The following is a 23041-nucleotide window of genomic DNA, read 5'->3' as shown; positions in this document are numbered from 1 at the left end:
TTCTGTCCTGTCCCAACTGGATCATAGTGCTGCAAGAACGGCGGTGGTAATCGCCTCTGTCCGGTCCTTGCCCGGAATGGTGCCCATGCCGCTTGCGGTGGTGCGCTCGACGGCCGCCATGATGGCAGCGGCAGCGTCGGTTTCGCCCAGGTGGTCGAGCATCATCGCTCCAGACCAGATGGTGGCGATCGGGTTGGCGATGCCGAGATGAGCAATGTCGGGCGCAGAACCATGCACCGGCTCGAACATCGAGGGTGCGCTTCTGTCCGGATTGATGTTGGCGGACGCGGCAAAGCCCAAACCGCCCTGGATGGCGGCGCCGAGGTCGGTCAGGATATCGCCGAAGAGATTGGACGCGACGACGACGTCGAGGGTCTCCGGCGCCATGACCATGCGCGCGGCCATTGCGTCGATGTGATAGCTGGTGACCTCGATATCCGGATACTCGGCCGCGAGTTGATGGGTGACCTCGTCCCAGAAGACCATCGAGTATTTCTGTGCGTTCGACTTGGTGACGGAGGCGAGCTTGCCGCGACGGTTGCGCGCCTGTTCGAAGGCGAAACGCAGAATGCGCTCGACGCCCGTGCGGGTGAAGATCGAGGTTTCGACCGCCACTTCATTGGCTGTGCCCTGATGGATGCGGCCGCCGGCGCCGGAATATTCGCCCTCCGTGTTCTCACGGATGCAGAGGATGTCGAAGGCGTCCGCCTTCAGCGGACCCTGAACCCCCGGCAGCAGGCGATGGGGGCGGATATTGGCATATTGCACGAAGCTCTTGCGGATCGGCAGCAGGAGGCCGTGCAGCGAAACCGAATCCGGCACCTGCTGCGGCCAGCCGACCGCGCCGAGCAGTATGGCGTCGAAACTGCGCAGCGTCTCGATACCGTCCTGCGGCATCATCGCGCCGGTCTCTCTGTAGAAAGTGCAGGACCACGGGAACTCGGTGCCTTCGAGGCCAAAGCCGGCTGCACCGGCGGCTTTCTGCAGCACGGACCAGGCAGCCGCCGTGACATCGCCTCCGATGCCGTCGCCGGGAATGAGGGCAATATTATGGGTTTTCATTGCGGTTGTGTCCTCAAAGGCTGATCAAGACGCTCTTGCTCTTGCGGTTGGCGTGGAAGGCTTCGCGGCCGAGATCCTTGCCGATGCCCGATTGCTTGTAGCCGCCGGTCGGCAGGATATGGTCGCGCGAGCGGCCGTAACGGTTGACCCAGATCGTGCCGGCCTGAAGGCGACGGGTGATCCGGATCGCCCGGGAGAGATCGCGGGTGAAGAGGCCGGCGGCCAGCCCATAGGTGGGATGCTCGGCCAGTGCCAGCGCCTCCTCCTCGTCGAGGAAAGTCTGGAGTGTCAGCACAGGGCCGAAGATCTCTTCGGTCACGGCCGGCGAGGTTGCGTCGACCCCGGCAATCAGAGTCGGCGCATAGAAGTAGCCGGAGGCATCCATGGGCGCGCCGCCGGCCAGGCATTCGCCACCGGCCGCCACCGTGGCCGAGACGATCGACTGGATGCGCTGGCGCTGCTTGTCCGAGATGATCGGCGAATAGCGGGCGCTGGCATTCCAGGTCGGCACGGGATGAACGCCATTCATGTGACGCAGGATCGCTTCGGTGAGCGGGGCGGCAACGCTTTCCTCGACGATCAGGCGCGAACCGGCGACGCAGGCCTGGCCGGCATTGCTGATGATGCTGGTGGAGATCGCCGCCGCCGCTTTGTCGAGATCGGCATCGGCGAAGACAAGCTGCGGACTCTTGCCGCCGAGTTCCAGGGTCATGGGTTTGATTCCGGTGCGGGCGACGTTTTCCATGATCGCGGAACCTGCGCGCGTCGAGCCGGTGAAGCTGACCTTGGCGATGTCGGGATGGCCGGTGATGGCATTGCCGGTCACCTGGCCGTCTCCGAGCACGACATTGATCAACCCGGCCGGCAGGCCGGCGCGCACGGCAAGTTCCGCCAGATAGATGGCGGAAAACGGCGTCATCTCGGAGGGTTTCAGGACCACGGCATTGCCGGCGGCAAGGGCCGGGCCGAGCTTCCAGACGGCCATGGAGATGGGGAAATTCCATGGCGTGATCGCGCCGACCACGCCATAAGGTTCGGTGAGGATCATGCCGAGATTGCCGTCATCGGTCGGCACGAGATCGCTGCCTTCCTTGTCGGCGAACTCGGCGAAGAAGCGGATCTGCTCGGCGGATATGGCGATATCCCCGTCAACGAGATGGCCGACCGGCCGGGTCGAGGACAGCGCCTCCAATCTGGCAAGCGCCGTCGCTTCCTGCTGGATCATATCGGCCCAGCGGTGCATCACGTTCAGCCGCTCGCGCGGGCGGACACCGCCCCAGTTACTTGTCTTCAATGCGGCCTTGGCGGTCTCGACCGCACGATCGACCATGTCGGCGTCGGCCAGCGGGCAACCGGCATAGGCCTTGCCATCGGAGGGCCGTTGCATGGGGATGACGCCATCGGCCTCGATGAGGCTATCCCCGATGAAATGCCCGATGGGAAGGGACAGGCTGTCTGGATCGAAACTCAGGGTCATTCGGATTACCTCGGATCGCTGTGATGCGACGCTACCGGATCCGCAGGAGTAGCTTGCTCCGATCACGGCCGGAGCCACGGCTGAAAACCCCGTTTTACAATCGTCGCGCAGCTTATTGTTCGGCGCCTGGTCGTGGCAGCAGCGGACGGGATGGTCGCCGCTGCCAGCATTTCAGGCCGTCACATAGATCTTGCGGACCGTTTCGATCGTCCGCCAGGTTCCAACGAAACCGGGTTTCATGACAAAGCTGTCGCCGGCCTTGTAGGTCACCGGCTCGCCGCCTTCCGGCGTGATTTCCACCAGGCCAGAAAGGATATGGCAGAACTCGAATGTCTCGCCTTTGATCGAGTGGGTAAGGCCCGGGGTGGCCTCCCACACGCCGGTATGGATCGTCTCGTCGCGGGCAGCGTCCTGGGCCCAGGTCTTGAAACTTGGGGTCCCGGAGATCAGCCGTTCTGGCGTCGGCAGGGCTTCGCGCGGGGCAAAGGAAGGGCTGGGTTCAATGGTTTTCAGAAGCGACATGGTTTTCCTTTCGGGTTGAAACTTCAGTATCCGCGACGGCGATCGACAAGGCCGACCGGATCGAGACCGGAGCGCAGGCGCTTGATGTTGTCGATGACGGCGCGGGCGGCGGTCTGCGGTTGCGTGACACTGGCCACATGGGGGGTCAGCAGGATGCGGGGGTGGCTCCAGAACGCATGGCCTGGCGGAAGCGGCTCGGGATCCGTCACATCGATCACGGCACCGGAGAGCCGACCACTATCGAGGGCTGCCAGGAGGTCTTCGTGGTTGAGTTGTGGTCCCCGTCCGGTATGAACGAGGCCTGCCCCTTCAGGCAGGCGGGCGAAGAGATCCGCATCGAGGAAACCGCGCGTTTCGTCGGTCAGGGGCAACAGGCAGATCAGAATGTCGGTTGCCGACAGCATCTTCTTCAGGCCTGCGTCTCCGGCTTGGCATGTCACGCCTTCGATCTGGCGCTGCGTGCGGCTCCAGCCGGCAAGCTGGAAACCGAAGGGCTTCAGCCGCTCGAGCACGGCCTGGCCGAGCATGCCAAGTCCGAGCACGCCGACACGGCGCTCGGGTGCCTGCACAGCGGCAAGAGGCTTCCAGAGTTCGGTTCGCTGCTGTATCAAATAGGCAGGCAGGTCGCGATGAAGCGAGAGCACGGCAAGCGTCACATATTCCTGCATCATCCGCACGATGCCTTCTTCCACCATGCGGACGACCTTCACATGAGGGGGCACGTCGGCAATGTGAAACTGATCGACGCCGGCGCCGATGGAAAACAGCACCTCGAGATTGCGGTAGCGTTGCAGGTCTTGCGGAACGGTCCATGTGATCAGGTAACGCACCGATTCCGGATCGACAGCGCCGGGGTCCATGGAAAAAGGTAGATCCGGCAGATCGTGTGCAAACGCCTCCTGGAAGATGGCGCCGCGGCGGGCATCGGAGTGAAAGAGGAAGGTCATGGGCGGGGATCCATTCGCTATCGGTCGAAAATTCATGCAAAGCAGCGCTTGCCGAGCGCCTCGATCATCGACTGGCAGGACGAAAGCTCACCCGCCAGGATGTATTCGTCGGGTTTGTGGGCGCGGCCGATATCGCCCGGGCCGCAGATAATGGCGTCGATGCCGGCTGCCTGAAAGAGGCCTGCTTCCGTGCCGTAGCTGACGGCGGCCAGAGGCTCCTGGCCGGTGAGTTCCGCCAAGAGGTCGGCAAGCGCCGTCTGCCGCGCCAGGGAGAGGGCGGGATAGGCGCTCAGGTCTTCCCATTCGACGCCGATCCCGGATGCCCGCAATGCCTCGGCTGCGCAGCGGACCGGCGTCAGCAAGGTCGCGGGATCCACTCCGGAGATGGCGCGTGCCTCGACATCCAGTGTGCAGAAATCGGGAATGATGTTCAGCGCCTGGCCGCCCTGGATCAGGCCGGCCTGCAACGAGGAATAGGGTGGTTCGAAGGTCCGGTCGAACGGTCCGTTGGCAATGTCGTCGGCGGTCGATACCGCTGTCTGCAGCACGCTCGCCATGGCATGCACCGCATTGAGGCCTAGATCCGGCCGGGAGGAGTGACCGGAGCGGCCCCGAAGCGTGATACGGGCGGCGGCCTTCCCCTTATGTGCGAGGATCGGCCGCATGCCGCTGGGCTCGCCGATCACCGCGCCCAGAGGGGCTGCGCAAAGCTCCGGCAACCGGGCAAGAAGATGGGGCACGCCGCGACAGCCGGCTTCTTCATCATAGGAAAAGGCGAGATGGATGGGCCGGGCAAGGGGCGAGGCGGCAAGTGCGGGGACGGATGCCAGCACAGCGGCAAGAAACCCCTTCATATCAGTGCTGCCGCGGCCATAAAGCCGTTCTCCCTCGCGCCGCAGGGTGAAGGGATGACCGGTCCAGCCGGTCTCTTGCGCGGGGACCACATCCATATGACCGGACAGGATATAACCGGCTTGATCCGAAGGGCCGATAGAGGCGAAGAGATTGGCCCTATCGCCTTCCGGTCCGGGAAGAATATGCACTGGAATGCCGAAGCCCTGGAGATAGGCGCTGATCCATTCTACGATGGAAGAATTGGGCGTGCCGACGACCGATGGGAAGCTCACCAGCGCTGTCAGGATGTCGGTGGCATTCATTCCGTTACGTTGTCCCTTGTGCGGCTTTTGGTCCCTGCTTCGGACCTTGATTCTGTTCCGATTTGCAAGATTAGGGGTGAACGAGACCAATGGCTGCCGAAAGCAGCCGCCATACGGTAATTTCTTGTGTAGGAGGCAGCCGTAGAAGCGGAATGTTCTGCAATGGCCGGCTAGGATGCTTTCAACAGATGTCGTTGTGCCACCGATGGATGGATCATGTGGCAGCGGAGAGGCGGATGATAGATTTGAAGATGCCGGAGACGTTGCATGTCGATGCATTCCAGATGCGCATCGCCGACATTGTCGATGTCGATCTTGGGCAGTTGCATGCCTTGTCCATGGCCGTCGGCTGGCCGCATCGGGCAGAAGACTGGCAATGTCTGAGGGAACTCGGACATGGTGTCGTCGCTCTTGATGAGATCGGCCGAGTCATGGGTTCGGCCATGTGGTTCCCGCACGGCGAGAGTTTCGCGACCCTTGGAATGCTGATCACGTCGCCGCGGCTGCAGACGAACGGAACGGCGAAATGGCTGATGCAGCGTGTCTTGGCCGGGTGCCCGGGCACCAGGTTCCGGCTGAATGCAACGCGGGCAGCGCGCCGGCTGTATCGTTCGCTGGATTTTGTGGCGCAGCGGACCGTCTTTCAGTGCCAGGGAAGGGCGCACACACCGGAAAGAACGGACGATCTGGCTGACGGTCACGCGCTTAGGCCGCTCCATGCAGGCGACCTTGATGCGGTGATCGCATTCGATACGCCAGGCTTTGCCGTTCCTCGTCCCCTTCACCTAATCCGTCTTTTCGAGGATTCACTTTGCTATGGACTGTTTCGGGGCGAGGAGTTGCGTGCCTATTCGATGAGTCGCGCTTTCGGGCGAGGCCATGTCCTGGGTCCGATCGCTGCCTTCTCTGTGGACGACGCGATTGCGGTTGCGCGGCCGCACGTGGACGCGCATATCGGTCGTTTCCTGCGTATCGACACCCATATCGAATCCGGTCCCTTCTCAAGCTTTATCCAGCAATGTGGCCTGCCGGTCTTTGATACCGTCACGACCATGACGCTTGGCGAGGGTGTCGACTACGGCCAAGCAGGCGAGGAAAGCGCCGCGCTCTTCGCCCTTGCCTCGCAGTCAATCGGGTGACCTGTCCGGATCAGGTGAACGTTTCGCTACGCTGCAGCCTTTGTCGCTGACCGTCGCCTATGCGCAGACAGGACGCTCAAGCCGCCTTGCGATCCAAAACCGATATCGGTTCACAAGCCAATGAAGGATGTGGTGGAGGAGGACGCGTCAAGGCGTTTTCCGCGGCCTCCAATCGTACCGATTGGCTCACATCATTCCCGGCGCGCCGAGATTTGTGCCGTCTATCATGCGGCTGTATCGAAATGGATGTGGGTCGACAATCGGTGTGTCTCCGGCAATCAGATCGGCCGCGAGCCGGCCAGCGCCTGGTCCAATGCCAAAGCCATGGCCGGAATAGCCGGTCGACAGATAGAGGCCGGGCATGGATTCGACAGCCGAGATGACCGGAATTGCATCCGGTGTGCAATCGATCAGGCCGCCCCAGCTTTGCATCACTTTCAGGTCGGCGAGTTCAGGGTAGGCCTTGCGGAGGAATTGCACCCCCTTGTCCACGAGCGCGGGATCCGCGGAGGGATCCAATGTACGGATGCGCTCAAAGGGGGAAGGGCGGTCGTTCGTCCAGCGCATGAAGGCCTCCGGTCCCTCAAAGAACGAACGGCCGATCGCAAACTTCAGCTTGGCGCGGCGCTCCTTGAACATCGGCCAGAACGGCTTTGCGTAGCGCAAACCCTGCGGGGAAATTTCAACGGTTCCGCGTCCGCTGAGGCCGACCGTGTAGCCGCCGTCCAGCCGACGTCGGATCGTGACGTCGTCCATGGAAAGCCCGCCTTCGGTGACGTTCGCTGTCGGAGCGGTAAAGAAGGACGTAGAGCGCACGCAAGCCTGCTGGAGACCGAGACCTTCGTGACGGCAAAACAACGACGACCATGCGCCGCCGGCCAGCAGGACCGCATTGGCGCGAATGACACCCTTTTCGGTGACCACCGCCGAGACGCGCCCGCCGCTGGTTTCAAGACCACGTGCGGCACAATTCTGATGCAGCGTGGCGCCGTGTCTCCGTGCGCCTTCTGCAATGGCGGGGCCTGCGGTAGACGGCTCGGCGTGACCATCGCTCGGGGAATGAACGCCGCCGATCCAGTCACCGACGCTGCCCGGCGTCATCTTTTTGGCTTCGGTCGCCGTCAGCAGGCGGCTGTGCACGTTATAGTTACGCGCCTTCTCAATCCATTCGCCCCATTGTGCCATATCGGATTGAGATTTGGTGACATAGATCAGACCGGCCTGGCGAAAGCTGACATCGACACCGAGTTCGCCACTCAGCCTGTTCCAGATCTCCAGACTGTGCCGGGCGAGGTCCAGTTCTCTGAAGTCACGGTTCTGCTGGCGGCACCATCCCCAATTGCGGCTCGACTGTTCGCCGCAGATCACGCCCTTTTCGAGCAGCGCCACGGAATGGCCCTTCTGGGCCAATGCATATGCAGCTGACGCGCCCGCGATGCCGCCGCCGATGATCACGACATCTGCGGAAGCCGGTAGACGTTCGTCGCTGACAACCTTCTGTACGGGGGGAGACATGGGTTATCCTTTCAGTCCTGCTGTCTTTCGATAAATCTGCATTGATATGCTCTCAGAGATGCGTATCGAGCACGCTCATGATCCACATGAGCGTCACTTCGCCGTCCGAGCGATTGTAGAGTTGGTGCGGGAGGACGCTCTTGAATTGAAAACTGTCACCCTCGCTCAGGACGGACACGGTGTCGCCGACCTTCAGCGTGACCTCGCCGGTCATCACGAAGCCACCCTTCTGTCCCTGGCCGATCAGCACGTCCTGGGTCTCGCTGCCCGGCGGCATCGTCACGATCATGAAGCGGAGGTTCTCATCCGGCTGAGGAGACAGCAGTTCCTTGGTCAACCCGCTTTCGTTCATGATCACGCGCAGACGATCGGATTTGCGCCGTACATAGACGGGATCATTGTCAGTTGTGGGCTCATTGGCGCTCAAGAGTTCCCAAAGGTTTACTCCAAGCGCAATCCGCAAACGCTGCAACGTCTTCATGGAGGGATTCGAGAGCCCTCGTTCGATCTGGCTGATGATGCCGACCGATAAGCCTGCCTTGGTGGCGAGATCAAGGATTGTCAGTTCTCGCTCACCACGCAATTTGCGGAGGCGCTCGCCCATTTTGCGAGCGTCGCCCGGTGACAAAGACCATGCAGCGGAGGACCCCATGCGTATATCCGGCTCTTCTACGCAGCCGGATCATATTCAATCCGGCGTCAAGATTTCATTTTATTGTTGGCCTCAGCGTTAGCTTACGCGCCGCAATCGCGCAATCCTTGAATGCGACAAAAATTTAGGCCCCCTGCATATTTTTTTATCACCGCCTTATTTTGCAGCATAAGTATCTAAAAAGTGAGGGTTTTCAGCAGCTTCATCTGTGAAATAGCGCGATACTCAACGTTGACATCAAAATCATTATATTGAAATATGATGACGTAAAATGAAAATTCGCAGCAATCACTAGTTCCTCGCACCAGGAGTTCAGTCATGTTCGATGCGCCTTCCCAATTCACTTTGTCCCGCCGTCGTTTACTTACCTATGGCGCAGGCCTCGCTGCCGGTTCGATGATCGGCACCCGCGCATTCGCGTTGGAAAAGCCCAAGCTTAAGACAGTTAAGGAAGGCGTGATCACCATCGCCATGAGTGGAACCATGCCTGTGACGGGCTTCAAGGATGGAAAGATCACTGGCAGCGATGCCGAAATGGTTGTCGCTATTGCCGAAAAGCTCGGCCTCGGTGTCGAGCCGAACATCATGGCTTGGTCGGCAACTGTGGAATCGATCAAGACCGGCCGCGCCGACATCATGTGCGGTAATATGGGTTGGAACACCAAGCGTGTTGAGGCGATGCTGTTGACGGATCCTATCTATTACAACGGTAATTTCATCACCATGCGCAAGTCGATGCCCTTTGATGGTACATTCGACTTGAATGATGCCAAGGGCTTCACGGTCGGCACCGGTACCGGATACAGCTATGTGCCCGATCTGAAGAGCATCCCCGGCGTCAAGGAAGTCAAACTCTACGATACAGTCGATGCTTGCATCCGGGATGTGCTGGCGGGTCGTCTGGATTTTGCCGTGATGGATTCCATGAACGTCGATTACATGATCGCGCAGAATCCAGGGCTCGACCTGAAGCAGCTCTCGATCAAGCCCAACACAGTCTATCCGAGCCTGTCAGGTCGCGGTCAGGCCGTCATGGGCATGAACAGCGAAAACACGGATCTGTTCGATGCTGTCAACGAAGGCATCAAATGGCTGTGGAAGACCAAGAAGAACGCTGAACTGCTCGCCCGCAACGGCATGACGAGCGGAGAATATATGATTCCGATGGAGAAGAACCCTCGTGTCGGCGTCGACCGGGACGAAAAGGGGAGCTATATCGGTCCAGCGGCGCATACGCCGAAGGATTTCTCGGCCTATTTCGCCTGATTACCAAACGGGCAGGCACCGATCCCGGCCCTGCCCGTGATAACCCCCTAATTCAACCTTGATCCCCGTGCGAGAGGAGGCTCTGGATGCCCGCTGAATTGGTTTCAGGCCCGGTTGCCGACGGTCGCTCCGGCAATTCACCACTTCCCTTGGTGAAGATTGCCGATCTGCATAAATGTTACGGCCCGCTTGAAGTTCTCAAAGGTATCGACATCGAAGTCCATGCCGGTGAGAAAATCTCGATCATCGGACCGAGCGGATCCGGCAAGACGACCCTTCTGCGCTGCATCAACTACATCGAGACGCCGACCAGCGGCCATATTTCCATTGATGGAGAAGTCATTGGCGAGAAGACGATAAACGGCCGCCGGATCGCGCTGCCTGATCGGGTTCTCGCGCATCAGCGTTCAAAGATCGGCATGGTGTTCCAGCGGTTCAATCTGTTTCCCCATCTCACCATTCTGCAGAATATACAGATCGGTCCGGTCAAGGTCGGGCGTCGACCCGCAGCCGAGGTGCGCGAACTAGCGCTTGAACTTCTCGATAAGGTCGGCCTTGCCGAGAAGCGTGATGCCTATCCCGAGATGCTCTCGGGCGGACAGCAGCAGCGGGTCGCCATCGCACGGGCATTGGCCATGCAGCCGCGCCTCATGCTCTTCGACGAAGCAACCTCCGCACTCGATCCGGAGCTTGTCGGCGATGTGCTCAACGTCATGGCGCAATTGGCTCGCGATGGCATGACCATGATCATCGTGACACACGAGATGCAGTTTGCCGAAGAAGTTTCCGACCGCGTTGTCTTCATGGATGGAGGGCGGGTTGTCGAGCAGGGGCCCCCGCAGCATATCTTCCATTCCCCCGACCAGGCCCGGACCCAGTCATTCCTGCGCGCTGTACTGCGCAAACAAGTGCTGCAATGACAGAAGGCACATGGCTCCGCTTCTATGACAATCTGCCGTATTTTCTGGAGGCACTCGCCACCGGTGCGGTGATGACCGTTACCGTGACGTTTGGCGCGCTCGTGGTGTCGTTGCTGATTGGCTTTCTGCTGGCCTGTCTCAAGACGACCGGCTCGCGCGTTATCTCCGTCATCATCTATGTGTATGTCGAGATTTTCCGCGCGGTTCCTGTTCTGACCCAGCTGTTTATCATCTATTTCGGACTGGCGTCCATCGGCATCAGGTTTGATCCGATCCCGGCTGCGATTATCGGCTTTGGTCTGAATGGCGGGGCCTATCTGACAGAAGTGTTCCGTGCCGGGATTCAGGGCGTCGATCGGGGGCAAACCGAGGCGGCCCAGGCGATCGGGATGCGACGAGTGATGATCCTCACCTCGATTGTCATGCCGCAGGCCATCAGGCTCATCCTGCCCTCGCTGGCCAATTTCTCGATCGGCCTTTTGAAGGAGACGTCGCTTGCCTCTGCAGTGGCTGCTCCCGAGCTCAGTTTTCAGGGGCACATGCTGATCGATCGGACGTTCCTCAGCACGCAGATCTATTGCCTCGTAGCACTGGTTTACCTGGCGCTGAGCCTGCCGCTTTCATATCTGTCGCGCGTCCTTGAACGTCGCTTCGGGCGAGGGGTGCACACAAGATGATATCAGAACGCTTGATGAACCTGATCGCAGAGTGGATGCCGCAATTGCTGGTCGCTGCCGGGCAAACATTGCAAATGGCGGGGCTGGCCTATATTCTTGGTGCCGTCATTGGACTTTTGCTTGCACTGGGGATGCGGTCCCGGCTTCGCCTTATCGCTGGCAGCTGCAGGATCTATATCGAGCTTATCCGCAGCACGCCCACGCTCACGCAGCTCTTTCTCATCTATTTCGGTCTTGCCTCGCTCGGCCTCGTCATTCCCAGCTTCGAAGCCGCCGTGCTGGCTCTCGGATTGCATTACGCAGCCTATATGGCCGAAATCTATCGCTCGGGCATCGCCTCCGTTGATCGGGGCCAAGCCGAGGCAGCGCAAGCGATCGGCATGACGCGGTTCAAAACCATGCGCTACGTGATCCTGCCTCAGTCGGTGCCTCTCATCCTGCCACCGATGACCAATTCCGCCATCGCGATGCTGAAGGATACGTCCGTCGCATCGCTGATCTCTGCACCCGAACTGATGCTGCGGGCCAACGATCTCGCCAGCGAATACTACATGCCTATGCAGCTTTATCTGGTCACCGGCGTGATGTATTTCATCATGGCCTATCCGCTTTCGCTGGGGGTGAGTTATCTTGAACATGTGGCGAAGTATGGCCGCCGGAAGGCTGCATGATGGGGAAAGCCGACGATGGCAGCATCATGGTTGAGATGCCGCTGGCCGGAAGCCGCCGCGCGCTTTTGGTCATCGACGTTCAACCTGCTACCCTGACAGCCCATGCTGCGCACGAAACGCTTGGCCGGATCCGGGAATATGTTCGCCGGGCCGAATATGACGCCTATCTCATTGCAACCTTTCATGCACCAGTCGGCTCCATGTTCGAGCGGCAACTCCGATGGACCCTGTCAAAGGAAGATGCCGGCCCGTCCGACCCGGTCATTGAGACATTCATTGCCGCAACCGGCAAGCCGCAGATGACACTTCATAAAACCCTGCGATCGGTGTTCAAGGTGAATGACGATGAACGGGTCCGCGACTTTCTCATGGCGCAAGGCGTTGATGAGCTGCATCTGCTGGGGTTTGATATCAACGATTGTGTGCTCGCTTCCGCCTATGATGCCCTTGACCGCGGCTATTTCACCTTCGTCATTGAAGAATGCAGTGGCCGCACGGACGCCGATCCGCGCCTCACCGAGGCCGCTTTGGCGGTCTTGCGACAGCAAGCCATGACCAACAAGAGTGCTCGGTCGGCGTCGAAGACAATCGAGATTTATGCCGGGCAGGTGCAAGCGAAATAATTGTTGAGAATAATCGAGCCATCACAGCTTCGAAGACGGGCATACGGTGTTGCAATTGGGTAATTGTGCGCTTTTGAGCATTCTTGCGACGAAAAAGCACGAAGCCATCATCGCTGGCGGCGTTGCCCGGTAGGATTAGGCGAAAGCACATTATGCCCGTGGAAGCACGCCCACGCGAATGAGAAGAGCGCTGATGCCGATTTGCTCCGGGAGATGATCGGCTTTGCTGCCAAGAAGCTGATGGTCCTTGAGGTCGGCACGAAGACCGGCGCAGACGTGCCCGCCTACATGACCTTTCCTAAGGCGTACTGGAACAAGTTGCACTCGACCAACCCCATTGAGCGATTGAACGGCGAGATCAAGCGACGGACAGAGGTCGTTGGCATCTTCCCCAACGATGACGCCATCGTGCGCCTGGTCGGGGCGCTGCTGCTCGAACAGAACGATGAATGGGCCGTCCAGCGCTCCCGCTACATGACACTTGAGACAATCGCCACGATGAGCGATGATCCGCTCATCAGCCTGCCACCGGCAAGCTGATCCATTCCCGGCTTTGTCCGGAAAGCACGGCGAGCGCCGAAGCTACACCACTCCTTGGGACAAGATCTCCAGATTTGTTCAAGGCGTACCTGTGCCACCTCAGCTTGGTTGCTGGGTCGGCCTTCGTCTGCCAGCTCCGTCCCTTGACCGCGCTCTCCAATGGCGAATTTCTGGACCAAGTTGGGATAGCGACTTTTGGGTAGCCAGTGTGACCTGAGCCCCAATCTCCCGCCGACTTTTGGGAATGTCTTGGTCTTTGGGGATCAGAGCATTCTCGTTGTTGTCACGTTGGTGGCCCTAATACGGTGAGGACCGCTCGCGGCAACGAAAGAGAGCAATGAAGCCCCGCGTCGGCAGCGTTGGAGAGCGTAATCGTTCCGCCGTAGAGCTGGATCAGTTCACTGGCAATCGTCAATCCGAAGCCGTCACCTGGAACCGTTTCATCCATCCGCCTTCCAGGCAGGAGGGCCTCCGCGACCGTCGCGGGCGCCATGCCAGGGCCGTCGTCTTCGATCGTGACAACAATCCCGCTGCCGGCAATCTTTGCAGAAATGGCGATCGAGCTTGTTGCCCACTTGAATGCATTGTCGATCAGATTGCCAAGGATCTCATCAAGATCCTCTCCAGGGCAGGCGACGGACAGGTCCGGATCGACATCGCAATGGGCTGTGATGCCTCGGTCGGCATAAATCCGCGACATGACCAGCATGAGATCATCCATACGAAGTTTGATGGCCGTGCTGAGCCCCGTCCCACCCGCGGCGGTTTTTCGGGCACGGGCGAGATGATGGCGAATACGCTGGTCGATCCTGTCAACCAGGCTGCGCATTTCGCCTTCAGGGTCGTTGCCGAAATTGAGCGCCAGCGAAAGACTGGCAACCGGCGTTTTGAGACCGTGGGCGAGGTTGGCAAAGTGCAGGCGCGTGTCGATGAGCCGCTGGGCGTTTTGATCGACCAGGCGGTTGATTTCCCGGGCAACCGGACGCAACTCTTCCACGTCGATATCGGGCAGTCTCGGCAGATTGCCAGAGGTGATTTCCGAGACGTTCGAGGTCAGTTGTCGAAGAGGGCGCAAACCGTAACGTACCTGCAGCAAGACACCTGCCACCAAAACGGTGCCCAACACCGCCATGGTGGGGATCAGCCATAAGAGTGCGCGCCGCGCCGGTGCGGTGAGCGCCGATTGCGGCGCCGTAACGGTGATTTCAACCGCCTTTCCGCCGATGCCAGCCGCTGCGACGCGGATGTAAAGTTCGTCTCCACGGAACTGTACGCCGTCGGCTGGTTGTGGTTCTCCCCCAAAGACGTGCCGCCAGTCGAACGGGCGGGGAGGGTTGTCGATGCTCTGGCCGGCAAGCGATCTTGAGGTGATGTGCTGTTGGTTGCCCGTGACCTGCCAGTACCATCCCGAGCCCAGACGGTCGAATGGCGGTCCGTCCAGCGAGCTTGCGAGCACCACAGTTCCGTCCGCGTTGACCGAAAGCGCGCCACGCAGCCCTTCGATCTGCGTGTCCAGCCGCTGGTCGATCTGCTCGCGAACCACACCGGCAACGATCAGATAGAGAATGGCCGACGCAACGATGACCGTCGCCGTCACGAAGACGAGCGAAAATCCGACAAGGCGCCTTGAGATCGATGCGCGTTTGAAGAATTCAACGCCAATCATGGTGCGCCTGTCAGCATATAGCCGCGTCCACGCACCGTCTCGACCAATTCCGCCCCGATCTTTCGACGCAATCTGGCGACAATCACTTCGATCGAATTGGAATCGACCTCGGCATCGCCATCGTAAACCCTTTCGATCAGCTCGCGCCGATCGACGATGATACCCTTTCGAAGCATCAGACAGGACAAGACCCGCCATTCCAGGGCGGTCAGTTTCAATGGCAAGCCGCTGAGTTCGAACGTGCCGAGTTGGGCATCGAATGCCAAGGGACCGCAGGTGATCTTCGGGGTGGCGTGTCCGGTCGAGCGCCGGACGAGGGCACGCAGCCGCAGTACCAGTTCCTCGACCTTGAACGGCTTGGTCAGAAAATCGTCCGCGCCTGCCTTGAAGCTTTCGACCTTGTCAGGCCATCCGTCGCGGGCTGTCAAGATGAGCACCGGAAAGGTGCGCTCGGCAGCCCGCCAGGATTTGAGGACGGACACGCCATCGATTTTCGGCAGCCCAAGGTCCAGCACTGCGACGTCGTAGAATTCGGTGAGGCCGGCATGCTGGGCATCCTCGCCGTTCCGGGCGATGTCGACGACGAAATTTTCCGCGCGCAGGCTGGCGGCAATGCGTTTCGATAGATCGGTGTCGTCTTCGACAAGAAGCACGCGCATCTGGGGTCCGTTTCTGCCTGGCAAGCGCTCATTGTTAAGCCAACCAAGCTTAACTCAACCTGAACCGTGAGGTTCAGGCTTGTGGTGGCAATGTACCGATAAAGTTCTCTCGTCAAACCAGAACAGGAGAACGAAATGTCAACCGAAGACCACAACGCTTCCACCAATCACAACGAAACCGTTACCGACAAGCCGCACCCGCCAAAACCACCGCACGGAAAGAGGACGCGTCTGGCGGCATTCGGCGTGGCAGCCTTCGCCATCCTGACGCTCGGAGCAGTGGCCGGTGCCGGTGCGGTGAAACTGACCCGTCCCAGCATGGAGCTCGCCCCCATGACGCCGGTTGCGATTTCGGCGATGCCCGCCTGGGGCTTGGTGACCGTCAAAGGCAAGGTAGCGGAGGTGTTCGGCAACAAGTTCATCGTTCAGGATGACAGCGGCCGCGCGCTGGTCGACGCCGGGGCCGCCGGTGACGATGGCAAGCTGGTCGATCTCAATGAAGCCATCAGCGTCCAGGGCCGTTTCGAGCGGGGTTTCCTGCATGCGAGCTACATCGTTCGCCAGGATGGCAGCGTCGAAGCGCTTGGACCGGCTGGTGGGCCACCGCGCCATGGCCCGTCGGAAGACATGCCGAGCCATGGCCGGCCCTGACGACCTCGGGGTCCTGATCGCCCAAACGGCCGCCTGGAACTTTGACATCCGTTGCCCGTTCCTGGCGGCCATCAACCCATAACGCAAAGTGCAAGGAGAGGCCGGCATGCAGACCACCTCACGGACAGGCCTGACCGATCGATCATTGGTGGCGCTAGCCTTCCTCAATTTCTTCCTTGCCGATGCGCGCGACGGCCTCGGTCCGTTTCTCGACGGCTTTCTTGCCACCCATGGCTGGTCACCGATGACGCTCGGTATCATCGCTACGATCGGTGGCGTGCTGGGCATGATCGCCACGCCGCTGTTCGGGGCCTGGGTCGACGCATCGCGCCGCAAACGGATGCTGATCATCATCCCGGTCGTCCTGGTCACCGCAGCGGCCTTGTGGACGCTTGCCAGTCCCGGCAACGCTTCAGTCTTCGGCGGCCAGTCTGCGACAGCCATTGTCGGTGCCATCGTCGGTCCGGCATTGATGGGGCTGACGCTGGGACTTGTCGGTGAAAGGCAGTTTTCGCATCAGGTGGCTCGAAACGAGTTCTGGAACCACCTTGGCAATGTTGCCTCACTTGCCGGCATGTATGCAGCGACGGTTGCCTTCGGCTTGAACGGGGTGATCGGTCTTATGGTCCTGACGGCAATCGCCGCCGTCTTCGCGGTGCTCGCAATCGACCCCGACAAGATCGACCACGACGTGGCGCGGGGATTGGCGCATGATGATGGCGCGCCGGGGCCATCCGGGTACTCGATCCTGGTCGGCAGCAAGGGACTTATTCTGCTTGCCGTGACGCTAATGATCTTTCACTTCGGCAATGCGCCGATCAGCCGCCTGATTGCCCAGGATTTTTCCATCCAGCTCGGCACGCCATTCCGCACGACGGCGGTGACCACCGGCGTTTCTCAGCTTGCAATGATCGTCATGGCGCTTGCCGCACCGTTTCTTATCCGGCGCTTTGGCCTGGCGAGCATTTTCGTCATCGGATTGCTGGCCCTGCCGATCCGCGGCGCGATTGCCGGCTCATTCACGGATTTTGCCGTCATCTTCCCCGTCCAGATCCTGGACGGGATTGGTGCGGGCCTGATCGGCATCGCAACCCCGGTTGCGGTGGAACGCCTGCTTGCCGGCACCGGGCGGTTCAATGTTGGTCTCGCCACGGTGATGACCATACAGGGGCTCGGGGCATCACTCAGCAATATTGTCGCCGGCTGGCTGACGGACATCGGCGGCTACGGGCTTGCCTACTGGGTCCATGGCGGCGTTGCCGTGTTGGCTCTCGCTGCCTTCCTGATCGGTCGAGACAGCATTGCTCCTCCACAAAAGAACGATATGAATGCCCCGGCCAATCGCTGATGGCGACGTGTCGGCGCCTGCTGCAAAACTCTGTCTGGAAACACAATGAATGCACTGACCATGACATGGGGCATCGCCGGGCTGACCGCACTCGGTGTGATCACCAGACCCTTCGCTTGGCCGGAAGCCATCTGGGCGGTACTCGGCGCGCTTCTGCTTGTCGGATTCCGGCTCATCGGTCCAGACGATGCCTGGGCAGGCGTGGCCAAGGGCATTGACGTCTACCTGTTTTTGATCGGTATGATGTTGCTCTCCGAGCTCGCGCGCCAGGAGGGCCTGTTCGACTGGCTGGCCTCGATCGCCACGGCCCAGGCCAAGGGATCGCCCAGGCGTCTTTTCGTGTTGATCTACGCCGTCGGCATTTGCGTCACTGCATTCCTGTCGAATGATGCGACGGCAGTGGTGCTGACGCCGGCTGTCTATGCGGCTTGCCGGGCGGCAAAGGTACGGGACCCGATGCCCTATCTCCTCATCTGCGCCTTCATCGCCAATGCGGCCAGCTTCGTCCTGCCCATCTCCAATCCAGCCAATCTGGTGATTTTCGGGGGTGGGGATATGCCGCCGCTATCGCGATGGCTTGCAACCTTTGGCCTGCCTTCGATCGTCGCCATTGTCGTGACATTCCTTGCATTGTACTGGACCCAGCGCTCTGTCATCACGGCCGATAGCGTCTCCTCCGACGTTAAGCCCGTGCCATTGTCGCCCAGCGCAAAGCTGACTGGTTTTGCATTGTGTGGGACGGCCGTCATAATGCTTGCCGCATCCGCCCTGCATTTCGATCTTGGGCTTCCAACCTTTCTCTCCGGTTGCATGGCAGTTGGGGCAATCCTGATCATCACGCGGAAAAGTCCTGCCGCGACGCTGAAAGGTGTCTCGTGGAGCGTCTTGCCGCTTGTCGCCGGACTGTTTGTCGTCGTCGAGGCATTGAGCCAGACGGGACTGATCGACACGCTGGCGCAGCACCTTTCCCGTCAGGCCTCCTCCTCTCCAACATGGGCCGCTGCTGGCGCAGGGGTGGTCGTGGCCCTGTTTTCCAATCTCGTCAATAATCTGCCCGCCGGGCTTGTCGCCGGAAGTACCGTCCAACTGGCGCAGGTTTCCGACAAGATCGCTGGCGCGGTGCTCATTGGCGTCGATCTTGGTCCCAATCTTTCCGTTACCGGGTCGCTGGCAACGATTCTCTGGCTCTCTGCGCTTCGCCGCGAAGGGCTGCAGATTGGAGCCTGGACATTCATGAAGATCGGTATCGTGGCGATGGTGCCGGCGCTCGCGGCATCGCTTGCTGTTCTTGCCATCCAATAGGTGCGTTTTTTGAGATGCGGCCAAGACGCTGCTTTCCGCCACTTGAATGCGATTTCGGTGTCAGTCCATAGCCATAGCTGCGGCACGAAAAGATGCTGCGATCGTCGCGCCATCACGGTCTGAGGGCATGACATGAACCCGAGATTGCATAAGTCTTTTGAGTACAACGCCATGATGGCGGCTGTTTAACGGTACTCTCTTGCCAGGTCAGAACCCTTTTGATGCGTTGCAGCAGTGTCTACCCGACCGTGTTGCTAATGTTAATTGTATTTAAACTACAAATTTCTAATCTGTGATCGGCAGAACATCGACCCAGGTTGCCATGACGGCATACTCTTCTGTCATGAAGCACTCCATCTGCGACTCCCACCCTATGAAAATTGCCCGGTCCATTGCTCCGTCATGGCGCTATGTGAGCTGGTGGGTCTTGACGCACAAATTTAACCGTGAGGAACAATGTCTTTTCTTAAAAATACGAGTATTCGTACAAAAATTCTATCGCTGATTATTCCGCTTTGCATTGTCGGGGTGAGCGCCACGGCTTTCGTTTCCAGCCGTTACAAGGCCGCAGACACCCAGTATTCCGACTTCATTGCCAATGACAATGCGGCAACTGTCGAGATGTCGCGGGCAAACCGGAATTTGTCCGCAGTCGCTTATGGTGCCTATCAGATCCTCGTCTATCCCGGGCAAGATCCAGCCATGAAGACGGCGGTTGACTTTTACAATGACAGCAAGTCGAAGCTTTTCGACCGGTTTCGAAGCGTCAAAGAACTCCTTCCTCAGGAAAGCGCGACTATCGATGCGTTCATCGCAAGAGCAAATGACGTTGTTGCCCTGACCGACCAAGCGGTCCAACTGGGGCAGGTGGATCAGGACGAGGGGGCAAGAGCCGCATTGGCGAAAGCAGATGCCCTGGTCCTGCCGCTGACGGCCGACATAGCGACGTCGTTGGACAAAATCAGAAAAGCGGTTGGAACCAGAAGCGATGAACTCTCCGACCAGACCAATTCTACGATCTTGACGTCTCTTGCCGTGATCGGCCTCGCGTTCGCGCTCGGAATTCTGGCCTCACTTGTCGTCGCCACGAAAGGCATTACGACCCCGATCGCACGCCTGCGCGAACGCATGATCTCACTCGCTCAGGGGCAGACCGAAGCGCTTGTCGAGGGACAGGATCGCAAGGATGAGGTTGGCCATATGGCCAAGGCCGTTTCCGTTTTCCGTGACAATGCGCTTGAGCGCAGCCGCCTGGAAAAAGAAGCTGAAGCCAACCGCAGCATGTCGGAAAAAGAACGTATCGAACGCGAAGCCCAGAAGGCGAAAGAGGCAGCGGACACGCAATTTGCCGTCGATCAATTGGCAAAGGCCCTCGACCGTCTTTCCGATGGTGATGTCGCCTATCGTATCGAGACACCATTCGTTGCCCATCTGGATGGCCTGCGCAGCAACTTCAATGGCTCGATCGGCAATCTTAACGACGCCCTGCATGCCGTGGGTCAGAATGCCCGTGGCATCGACGCCGGCGCCAATGAGATCCGGTCGGCTGCAGACGATCTTTCGAAGCGCACCGAGCAACAGGCGGCGTCTGTTGAGGAAACGGCGGCCGCTCTGGAGGAAATCACCACGACGGTGAAGGACTCCAGCAATCGTGCCGAGGAAGTCGGACACCTTGTGGCGAAAGCCCGTGCGGGCGCCGAGAAATCCGGCGCGGTCGTGCGTCAGGCTGTCACTGCGATGAACGAAATCGAGCGCTCATCGGGAGAGATCACCAATATCATCAGCGTCATCGACGAGATAGCGTTCCAGACGAACCTTCTGGCGCTGAACGCCGGTGTCGAAGCGGCCCGTGCCGGAGATGCAGGCAAGGGTTTTGCGGTTGTTGCGCAGGAGGTTCGTGAACTGGCGCAACGGTCTGCAAAGGCTGCGAAAGAGATAAAGGCGCTGATCACGACCTCCGGCGAGCATGTCCGCTCAGGCGTCAACCTCGTCGGTGAAACTGGCCGTGCACTCGAAGTGATCGTCACGGAAGTTCAGGAAATCAACCGCCACATCGGTGCGATCGTGGAATCGTCGCGCGAACAGTCGGTTGGCCTCCAGGAAATCAACACCGCCGTCAACACGATGGACCAGGGCACGCAGCAGAACGCGGCCATGGTGGAGCAATCGACCGCTGCCAGTCACAGTCTCGCCAAGGAAGCGGCATCTCTCAACCAGCTTTTGTCTCGCTTCAATCTCGGACAGGGCGAGAGTGCAAGCCGCGCCATGCCGTCACCAGCGCCGGTCAGATCCGCTTCGAGCGCGTCCAAACCGGCCGCCTCTCCGGCACGGGCGCTCGGGCGCAAGATCGCCGGTGCATTCGGTAGCGGTTCTGCCGCAGCCGTGGCTCAGGATACCTGGGAAGAGTTCTAAGCGCTCGCACTCGCCGGAGAATCACTGCGGGAGACATTGTCACCCGCAGTTCCTCGTTCCGGCCCGTTTGCCCTTGTTAAGACAATGCTTCAGCCGTTTGCGTTTTGCGGGAAAAGCGCTTTCCTCGTTTCAGCATCCAGCACGGCTTTGAAGGAATGCGCCGCTTTCAAAGCCAATGCCTGCTGCACGGCCGGGCGTTCCGACATCACCGTCATGAAACGCTGCACCGCAGGAAAATCGCGAAGGCCTTTCTCTCCGAAGATATAGCCCGCAGATGCCGCCCAGCCCCAAAGCGCCATGTCCGCAACGGTGTAGTCGTCGCCAGCCAGCCATTCGGAACTCTCAAGCCTCTTGTCGAGCACCGCATAGGTGCGCTCGACCTCCTTGACATAGCGGTTCTTCGCATAGGGGAGGTCTTCGGGAGCATAATGCAGGAAGTGGATCGCTTGTCCCGAATAGGGAGACAGGCCGGTCGCAACCAGGTGCAGCCAAGACAGCATTTCGGCTTTTCTCGACAGGGCAGAGGGAATGAAACGCCCGTGTTTTTCTGCCAGGTAGAGCAGGATCGCGTGGGAATCGAAAACGATGACGCCGTCATCGACGAGGGCGGGAACCTTGCCGTTCGGGTTCACCGCTCGGAACGCCGGCAAATGCTGTTCCCCTTTGAAAATATCGATCGGGGTGACGTCGAAAGGCAGGTTCAGCTCGTACAGCAGCACGGCGACTTTCATGGAGTTCGGTGTGGCGTGGAAATACAGGTTCATCATCGTCATCCCTGAAAGAGGTCGCCGCCATTGTCGGGCAGCCCGACCCAGAGATGCCCGACCTTCCGTCCTTCGACCAATCGATTTCGTTGATCGCACCTATGGTTAGGTTCGATTCCTTGCGCTTGCGCAGGCTGCCTATGTTCGGCAGCCAGAAGCCTCGAACCCGAAGGATTTCCATGGGCAGCGAACGCAAGACACATCGCATAGGCGACGTCACGATAACCAAGGTCTAGGAACAGCAACTCAGCAATGTCCCGGTCTCCTTCCTCTATCCGAAGGAAGGTGCTGCCGAGCGGATCGCGGCGGATCCCGGTCTGCGGGATGATGTCGACGACGGGGCCAAGAGCCTGCGGCTCAGTATCCATACATGGGTGGTCAGGACACCGGACCGTCTGATCCTTGTCGACACGGGTTCAGGAAACGACAAGGAACGGCCCAGAAATCCGATATTTCATCGGCAGGCCATTCCATTCATCGAACGGCTCCGGGCTGTGGGTGTCGATCCCGATGAGGTCGATTTCGTCTTCAACACGCATCTCCATGTTGACCACAGTGGGTGGAATACCTGTCTGGAAAACGGCAAATGGGTGCCGACATTCCCGAACGCCCGATACGTTTTTCCGCGCGCCGAGTGTGAATATTATGCGAGCCCGGCAAGCCACAACGACGCCAATACCCCAAGTTCCGGCGTCTATGAAGACAGCATTGCACCGGTCCTTGATGCAGGGCTGGTTGACTTTATCGAGCCAACCGGCGGACGTTATCTCGATCTCTTCGATTTCATCCCGACATCAGGCCATAGCATCGGACATATGTCGATTGCGGTGACTTCGGGTGGAGAGACCGCGGTCTTCGGCGGCGACATCCTTCACAGTCCGGTTCAGGTCCGCTATCCCGATCTCAATACGGTGTTCTGCGAATTCCACGATCAGGCTCAGGCCTCGCGATACCAGATGCTGACCCGTCTTGCAGAGATCCGCGCCCTTTACCTTGCCACGCATTTCCCAGCCTCCTCCGCCGGCTATGTCGCGCGGACACAGGATGGTTTCTCCTGGACCTACATTTGAG

Annotated in this window: 22 protein-coding genes and 1 pseudogene; 12 read left to right on the top strand and 11 right to left on the bottom strand. The window is 59.6% G+C overall.

The genetic code is table 11. The annotated features are described in order from the left end of the window. Nucleotides 1–21: 21 nt before the first annotated feature. The 5 genes from HGO38_RS18865 to argE all read right to left on the bottom strand — a co-directional run bounded on the left by HGO38_RS18865 (nucleotide 22) and on the right by argE (nucleotide 5165). Nucleotides 22–1062, bottom strand: coding sequence for a tartrate dehydrogenase (locus HGO38_RS18865; protein WP_250957454.1), 1041 nt, complete (start codon nucleotides 1060–1062; stop codon nucleotides 22–24). Between the two features lie 13 nt (nucleotides 1063–1075). Then, entirely contained in the window at nucleotides 1076–2539 is a 1464-nt protein-coding gene (locus HGO38_RS18860) for an aldehyde dehydrogenase family protein (protein ID WP_250957453.1), read from the bottom strand. 171 nt (nucleotides 2540–2710) lie between these two features. After that, entirely contained in the window at nucleotides 2711–3061 is a 351-nt protein-coding gene (locus HGO38_RS18855; RefSeq protein WP_250957452.1) for a cupin domain-containing protein, read from the bottom strand. Nucleotides 3062–3084: 23 nt separating this feature from the next. After that, nucleotides 3085–4008, bottom strand: a complete 924-nt coding sequence (locus HGO38_RS18850) for a 2-hydroxyacid dehydrogenase (RefSeq protein ID WP_250957451.1) — start codon at nucleotides 4006–4008, stop codon at nucleotides 3085–3087. 32 nt (nucleotides 4009–4040) lie between these two features. Beyond that, the gene (argE, locus tag HGO38_RS18845) at nucleotides 4041–5165 is read right to left on the bottom strand and encodes an acetylornithine deacetylase (RefSeq protein WP_250957450.1); all 1125 of its coding nucleotides are present in this window, start codon (nucleotides 5163–5165) and stop codon (nucleotides 4041–4043) included. A gap of 239 nt (nucleotides 5166–5404) precedes the next feature. Here argE and HGO38_RS18840 point away from each other — a divergent pair, with 239 nt between their 5' ends. Next, nucleotides 5405–6304 carry a GNAT family N-acetyltransferase gene (locus HGO38_RS18840; RefSeq protein ID WP_250957488.1) on the top strand — a complete coding sequence of 300 codons (900 nt, stop codon included), beginning with the start codon at nucleotides 5405–5407 and terminating at the stop codon, nucleotides 6302–6304. A gap of 186 nt (nucleotides 6305–6490) precedes the next feature. On the opposite strand, the gene HGO38_RS18835 is transcribed toward HGO38_RS18840, so the two are convergent. Both HGO38_RS18835 and HGO38_RS18830 read right to left on the bottom strand, forming a co-directional pair. Further along, nucleotides 6491–7819 (bottom strand): NAD(P)/FAD-dependent oxidoreductase, encoded by a 1329-nt coding sequence (locus HGO38_RS18835; protein WP_250957449.1) that lies wholly within the window; start codon nucleotides 7817–7819, stop codon nucleotides 6491–6493. Nucleotides 7820–7871: 52 nt separating this feature from the next. Continuing rightward, complete coding sequence (locus HGO38_RS18830) at nucleotides 7872–8423, bottom strand: cupin domain-containing protein (RefSeq protein ID WP_250957448.1); 552 nt, start codon at nucleotides 8421–8423, stop codon at nucleotides 7872–7874. A gap of 366 nt (nucleotides 8424–8789) precedes the next feature. Between HGO38_RS18830 and HGO38_RS18825 the strand changes: the two genes are divergently transcribed. The 6 genes and pseudogenes from HGO38_RS18825 to HGO38_RS18800 all read left to right on the top strand — a co-directional run. After that, complete coding sequence (locus tag HGO38_RS18825) at nucleotides 8790–9737, top strand: substrate-binding periplasmic protein (protein ID WP_250957447.1); 948 nt, start codon at nucleotides 8790–8792, stop codon at nucleotides 9735–9737. 86 nt (nucleotides 9738–9823) lie between these two features. Further along, nucleotides 9824–10657 (top strand): amino acid ABC transporter ATP-binding protein, encoded by an 834-nt coding sequence (locus HGO38_RS18820; protein ID WP_284739472.1) that lies wholly within the window; start codon nucleotides 9824–9826, stop codon nucleotides 10655–10657. Beyond that, nucleotides 10654–11334 (top strand): amino acid ABC transporter permease, encoded by a 681-nt coding sequence (locus tag HGO38_RS18815; protein WP_250957446.1) that lies wholly within the window; start codon nucleotides 10654–10656, stop codon nucleotides 11332–11334. The genes HGO38_RS18820 and HGO38_RS18815 overlap by 4 nt, the downstream gene beginning before the upstream one ends. A gap of 44 nt (nucleotides 11335–11378) precedes the next feature. Next, nucleotides 11379–12005 carry an amino acid ABC transporter permease gene (locus HGO38_RS18810; protein ID WP_250957445.1) on the top strand — a complete coding sequence of 209 codons (627 nt, stop codon included), beginning with the start codon at nucleotides 11379–11381 and terminating at the stop codon, nucleotides 12003–12005. Next, nucleotides 12002–12628: a cysteine hydrolase family protein gene (locus HGO38_RS18805; protein ID WP_250957444.1), complete on the top strand. Its 627-nt coding sequence runs from the start codon at nucleotides 12002–12004 to the stop codon at nucleotides 12626–12628. The genes HGO38_RS18810 and HGO38_RS18805 overlap by 4 nt, the downstream gene beginning before the upstream one ends. Nucleotides 12629–12823: 195 nt before the next feature. Continuing rightward, nucleotides 12824–13168: pseudogene (locus HGO38_RS18800) on the top strand (transposase); the annotation flags it as partial. Nucleotides 13169–13451: 283 nt separating this feature from the next. Here HGO38_RS18800 and HGO38_RS18795 read toward each other — a convergent pair. Together HGO38_RS18795 and HGO38_RS18790 are read right to left on the bottom strand one after the other, a co-directional pair. Beyond that, on the bottom strand, nucleotides 13452–14834 hold the full coding sequence (locus HGO38_RS18795) for a sensor histidine kinase (protein ID WP_250957442.1): 1383 nt from the start codon (nucleotides 14832–14834) through the stop codon (nucleotides 13452–13454). After that, nucleotides 14831–15493 (bottom strand): response regulator transcription factor, encoded by a 663-nt coding sequence (locus HGO38_RS18790; protein ID WP_250957441.1) that lies wholly within the window; start codon nucleotides 15491–15493, stop codon nucleotides 14831–14833. Before HGO38_RS18790 ends, HGO38_RS18795 begins: the two co-directional genes overlap by 4 nt. A gap of 135 nt (nucleotides 15494–15628) precedes the next feature. On the opposite strand from HGO38_RS18790, the gene HGO38_RS18785 reads away from it, so the two are divergent. The 4 genes from HGO38_RS18785 to HGO38_RS18770 all read left to right on the top strand — a co-directional run bounded on the left by HGO38_RS18785 (nucleotide 15629) and on the right by HGO38_RS18770 (nucleotide 21206). Further along, nucleotides 15629–16144 (top strand): hypothetical protein, encoded by a 516-nt coding sequence (locus HGO38_RS18785; protein ID WP_250957440.1) that lies wholly within the window; start codon nucleotides 15629–15631, stop codon nucleotides 16142–16144. A 106-nt stretch (nucleotides 16145–16250) separates the two neighbouring features. Further along, nucleotides 16251–17492, top strand: coding sequence for an MFS transporter (locus HGO38_RS18780; protein ID WP_250957439.1), 1242 nt, complete (start codon nucleotides 16251–16253; stop codon nucleotides 17490–17492). Between the two features lie 45 nt (nucleotides 17493–17537). Then, the gene (locus HGO38_RS18775) at nucleotides 17538–18794 is read left to right on the top strand and encodes an arsenic transporter (protein WP_250957438.1); all 1257 of its coding nucleotides are present in this window, start codon (nucleotides 17538–17540) and stop codon (nucleotides 18792–18794) included. A gap of 456 nt (nucleotides 18795–19250) precedes the next feature. Beyond that, nucleotides 19251–21206 (top strand): methyl-accepting chemotaxis protein, encoded by a 1956-nt coding sequence (locus HGO38_RS18770; RefSeq protein ID WP_250957437.1) that lies wholly within the window; start codon nucleotides 19251–19253, stop codon nucleotides 21204–21206. Nucleotides 21207–21295: 89 nt separating this feature from the next. On the opposite strand, the gene HGO38_RS18765 is transcribed toward HGO38_RS18770, so the two are convergent. Together HGO38_RS18765 and HGO38_RS18760 are read right to left on the bottom strand one after the other, a co-directional pair. After that, nucleotides 21296–21979 carry a glutathione S-transferase family protein gene (locus HGO38_RS18765; protein WP_352230501.1) on the bottom strand — a complete coding sequence of 228 codons (684 nt, stop codon included), beginning with the start codon at nucleotides 21977–21979 and terminating at the stop codon, nucleotides 21296–21298. Continuing rightward, a complete protein-coding gene (locus HGO38_RS18760) occupies nucleotides 21976–22338 on the bottom strand; it encodes an RNA-binding protein (protein WP_250957436.1) in 363 nt (120 codons plus the stop codon). The genes HGO38_RS18765 and HGO38_RS18760 overlap by 4 nt, the downstream gene beginning before the upstream one ends. 6 nt (nucleotides 22339–22344) lie before the next feature. On the opposite strand from HGO38_RS18760, the gene HGO38_RS18755 reads away from it, so the two are divergent. Then, nucleotides 22345–23040, top strand: a complete 696-nt coding sequence (locus HGO38_RS18755) for an MBL fold metallo-hydrolase (protein ID WP_250957435.1) — start codon at nucleotides 22345–22347, stop codon at nucleotides 23038–23040. Nucleotide 23041: the final 1 nt, after the last annotated feature.

Origin of the sequence: Rhizobium sp. CG5, from assembly GCF_023701945.1 — a bacterium.
Classification (GTDB): Bacteria; Pseudomonadota; Alphaproteobacteria; order Rhizobiales; family Rhizobiaceae; genus Allorhizobium.
Note: the sequence above shows the minus strand (reverse complement) of the source record. Positions and strands in the feature narration are given on the sequence as shown.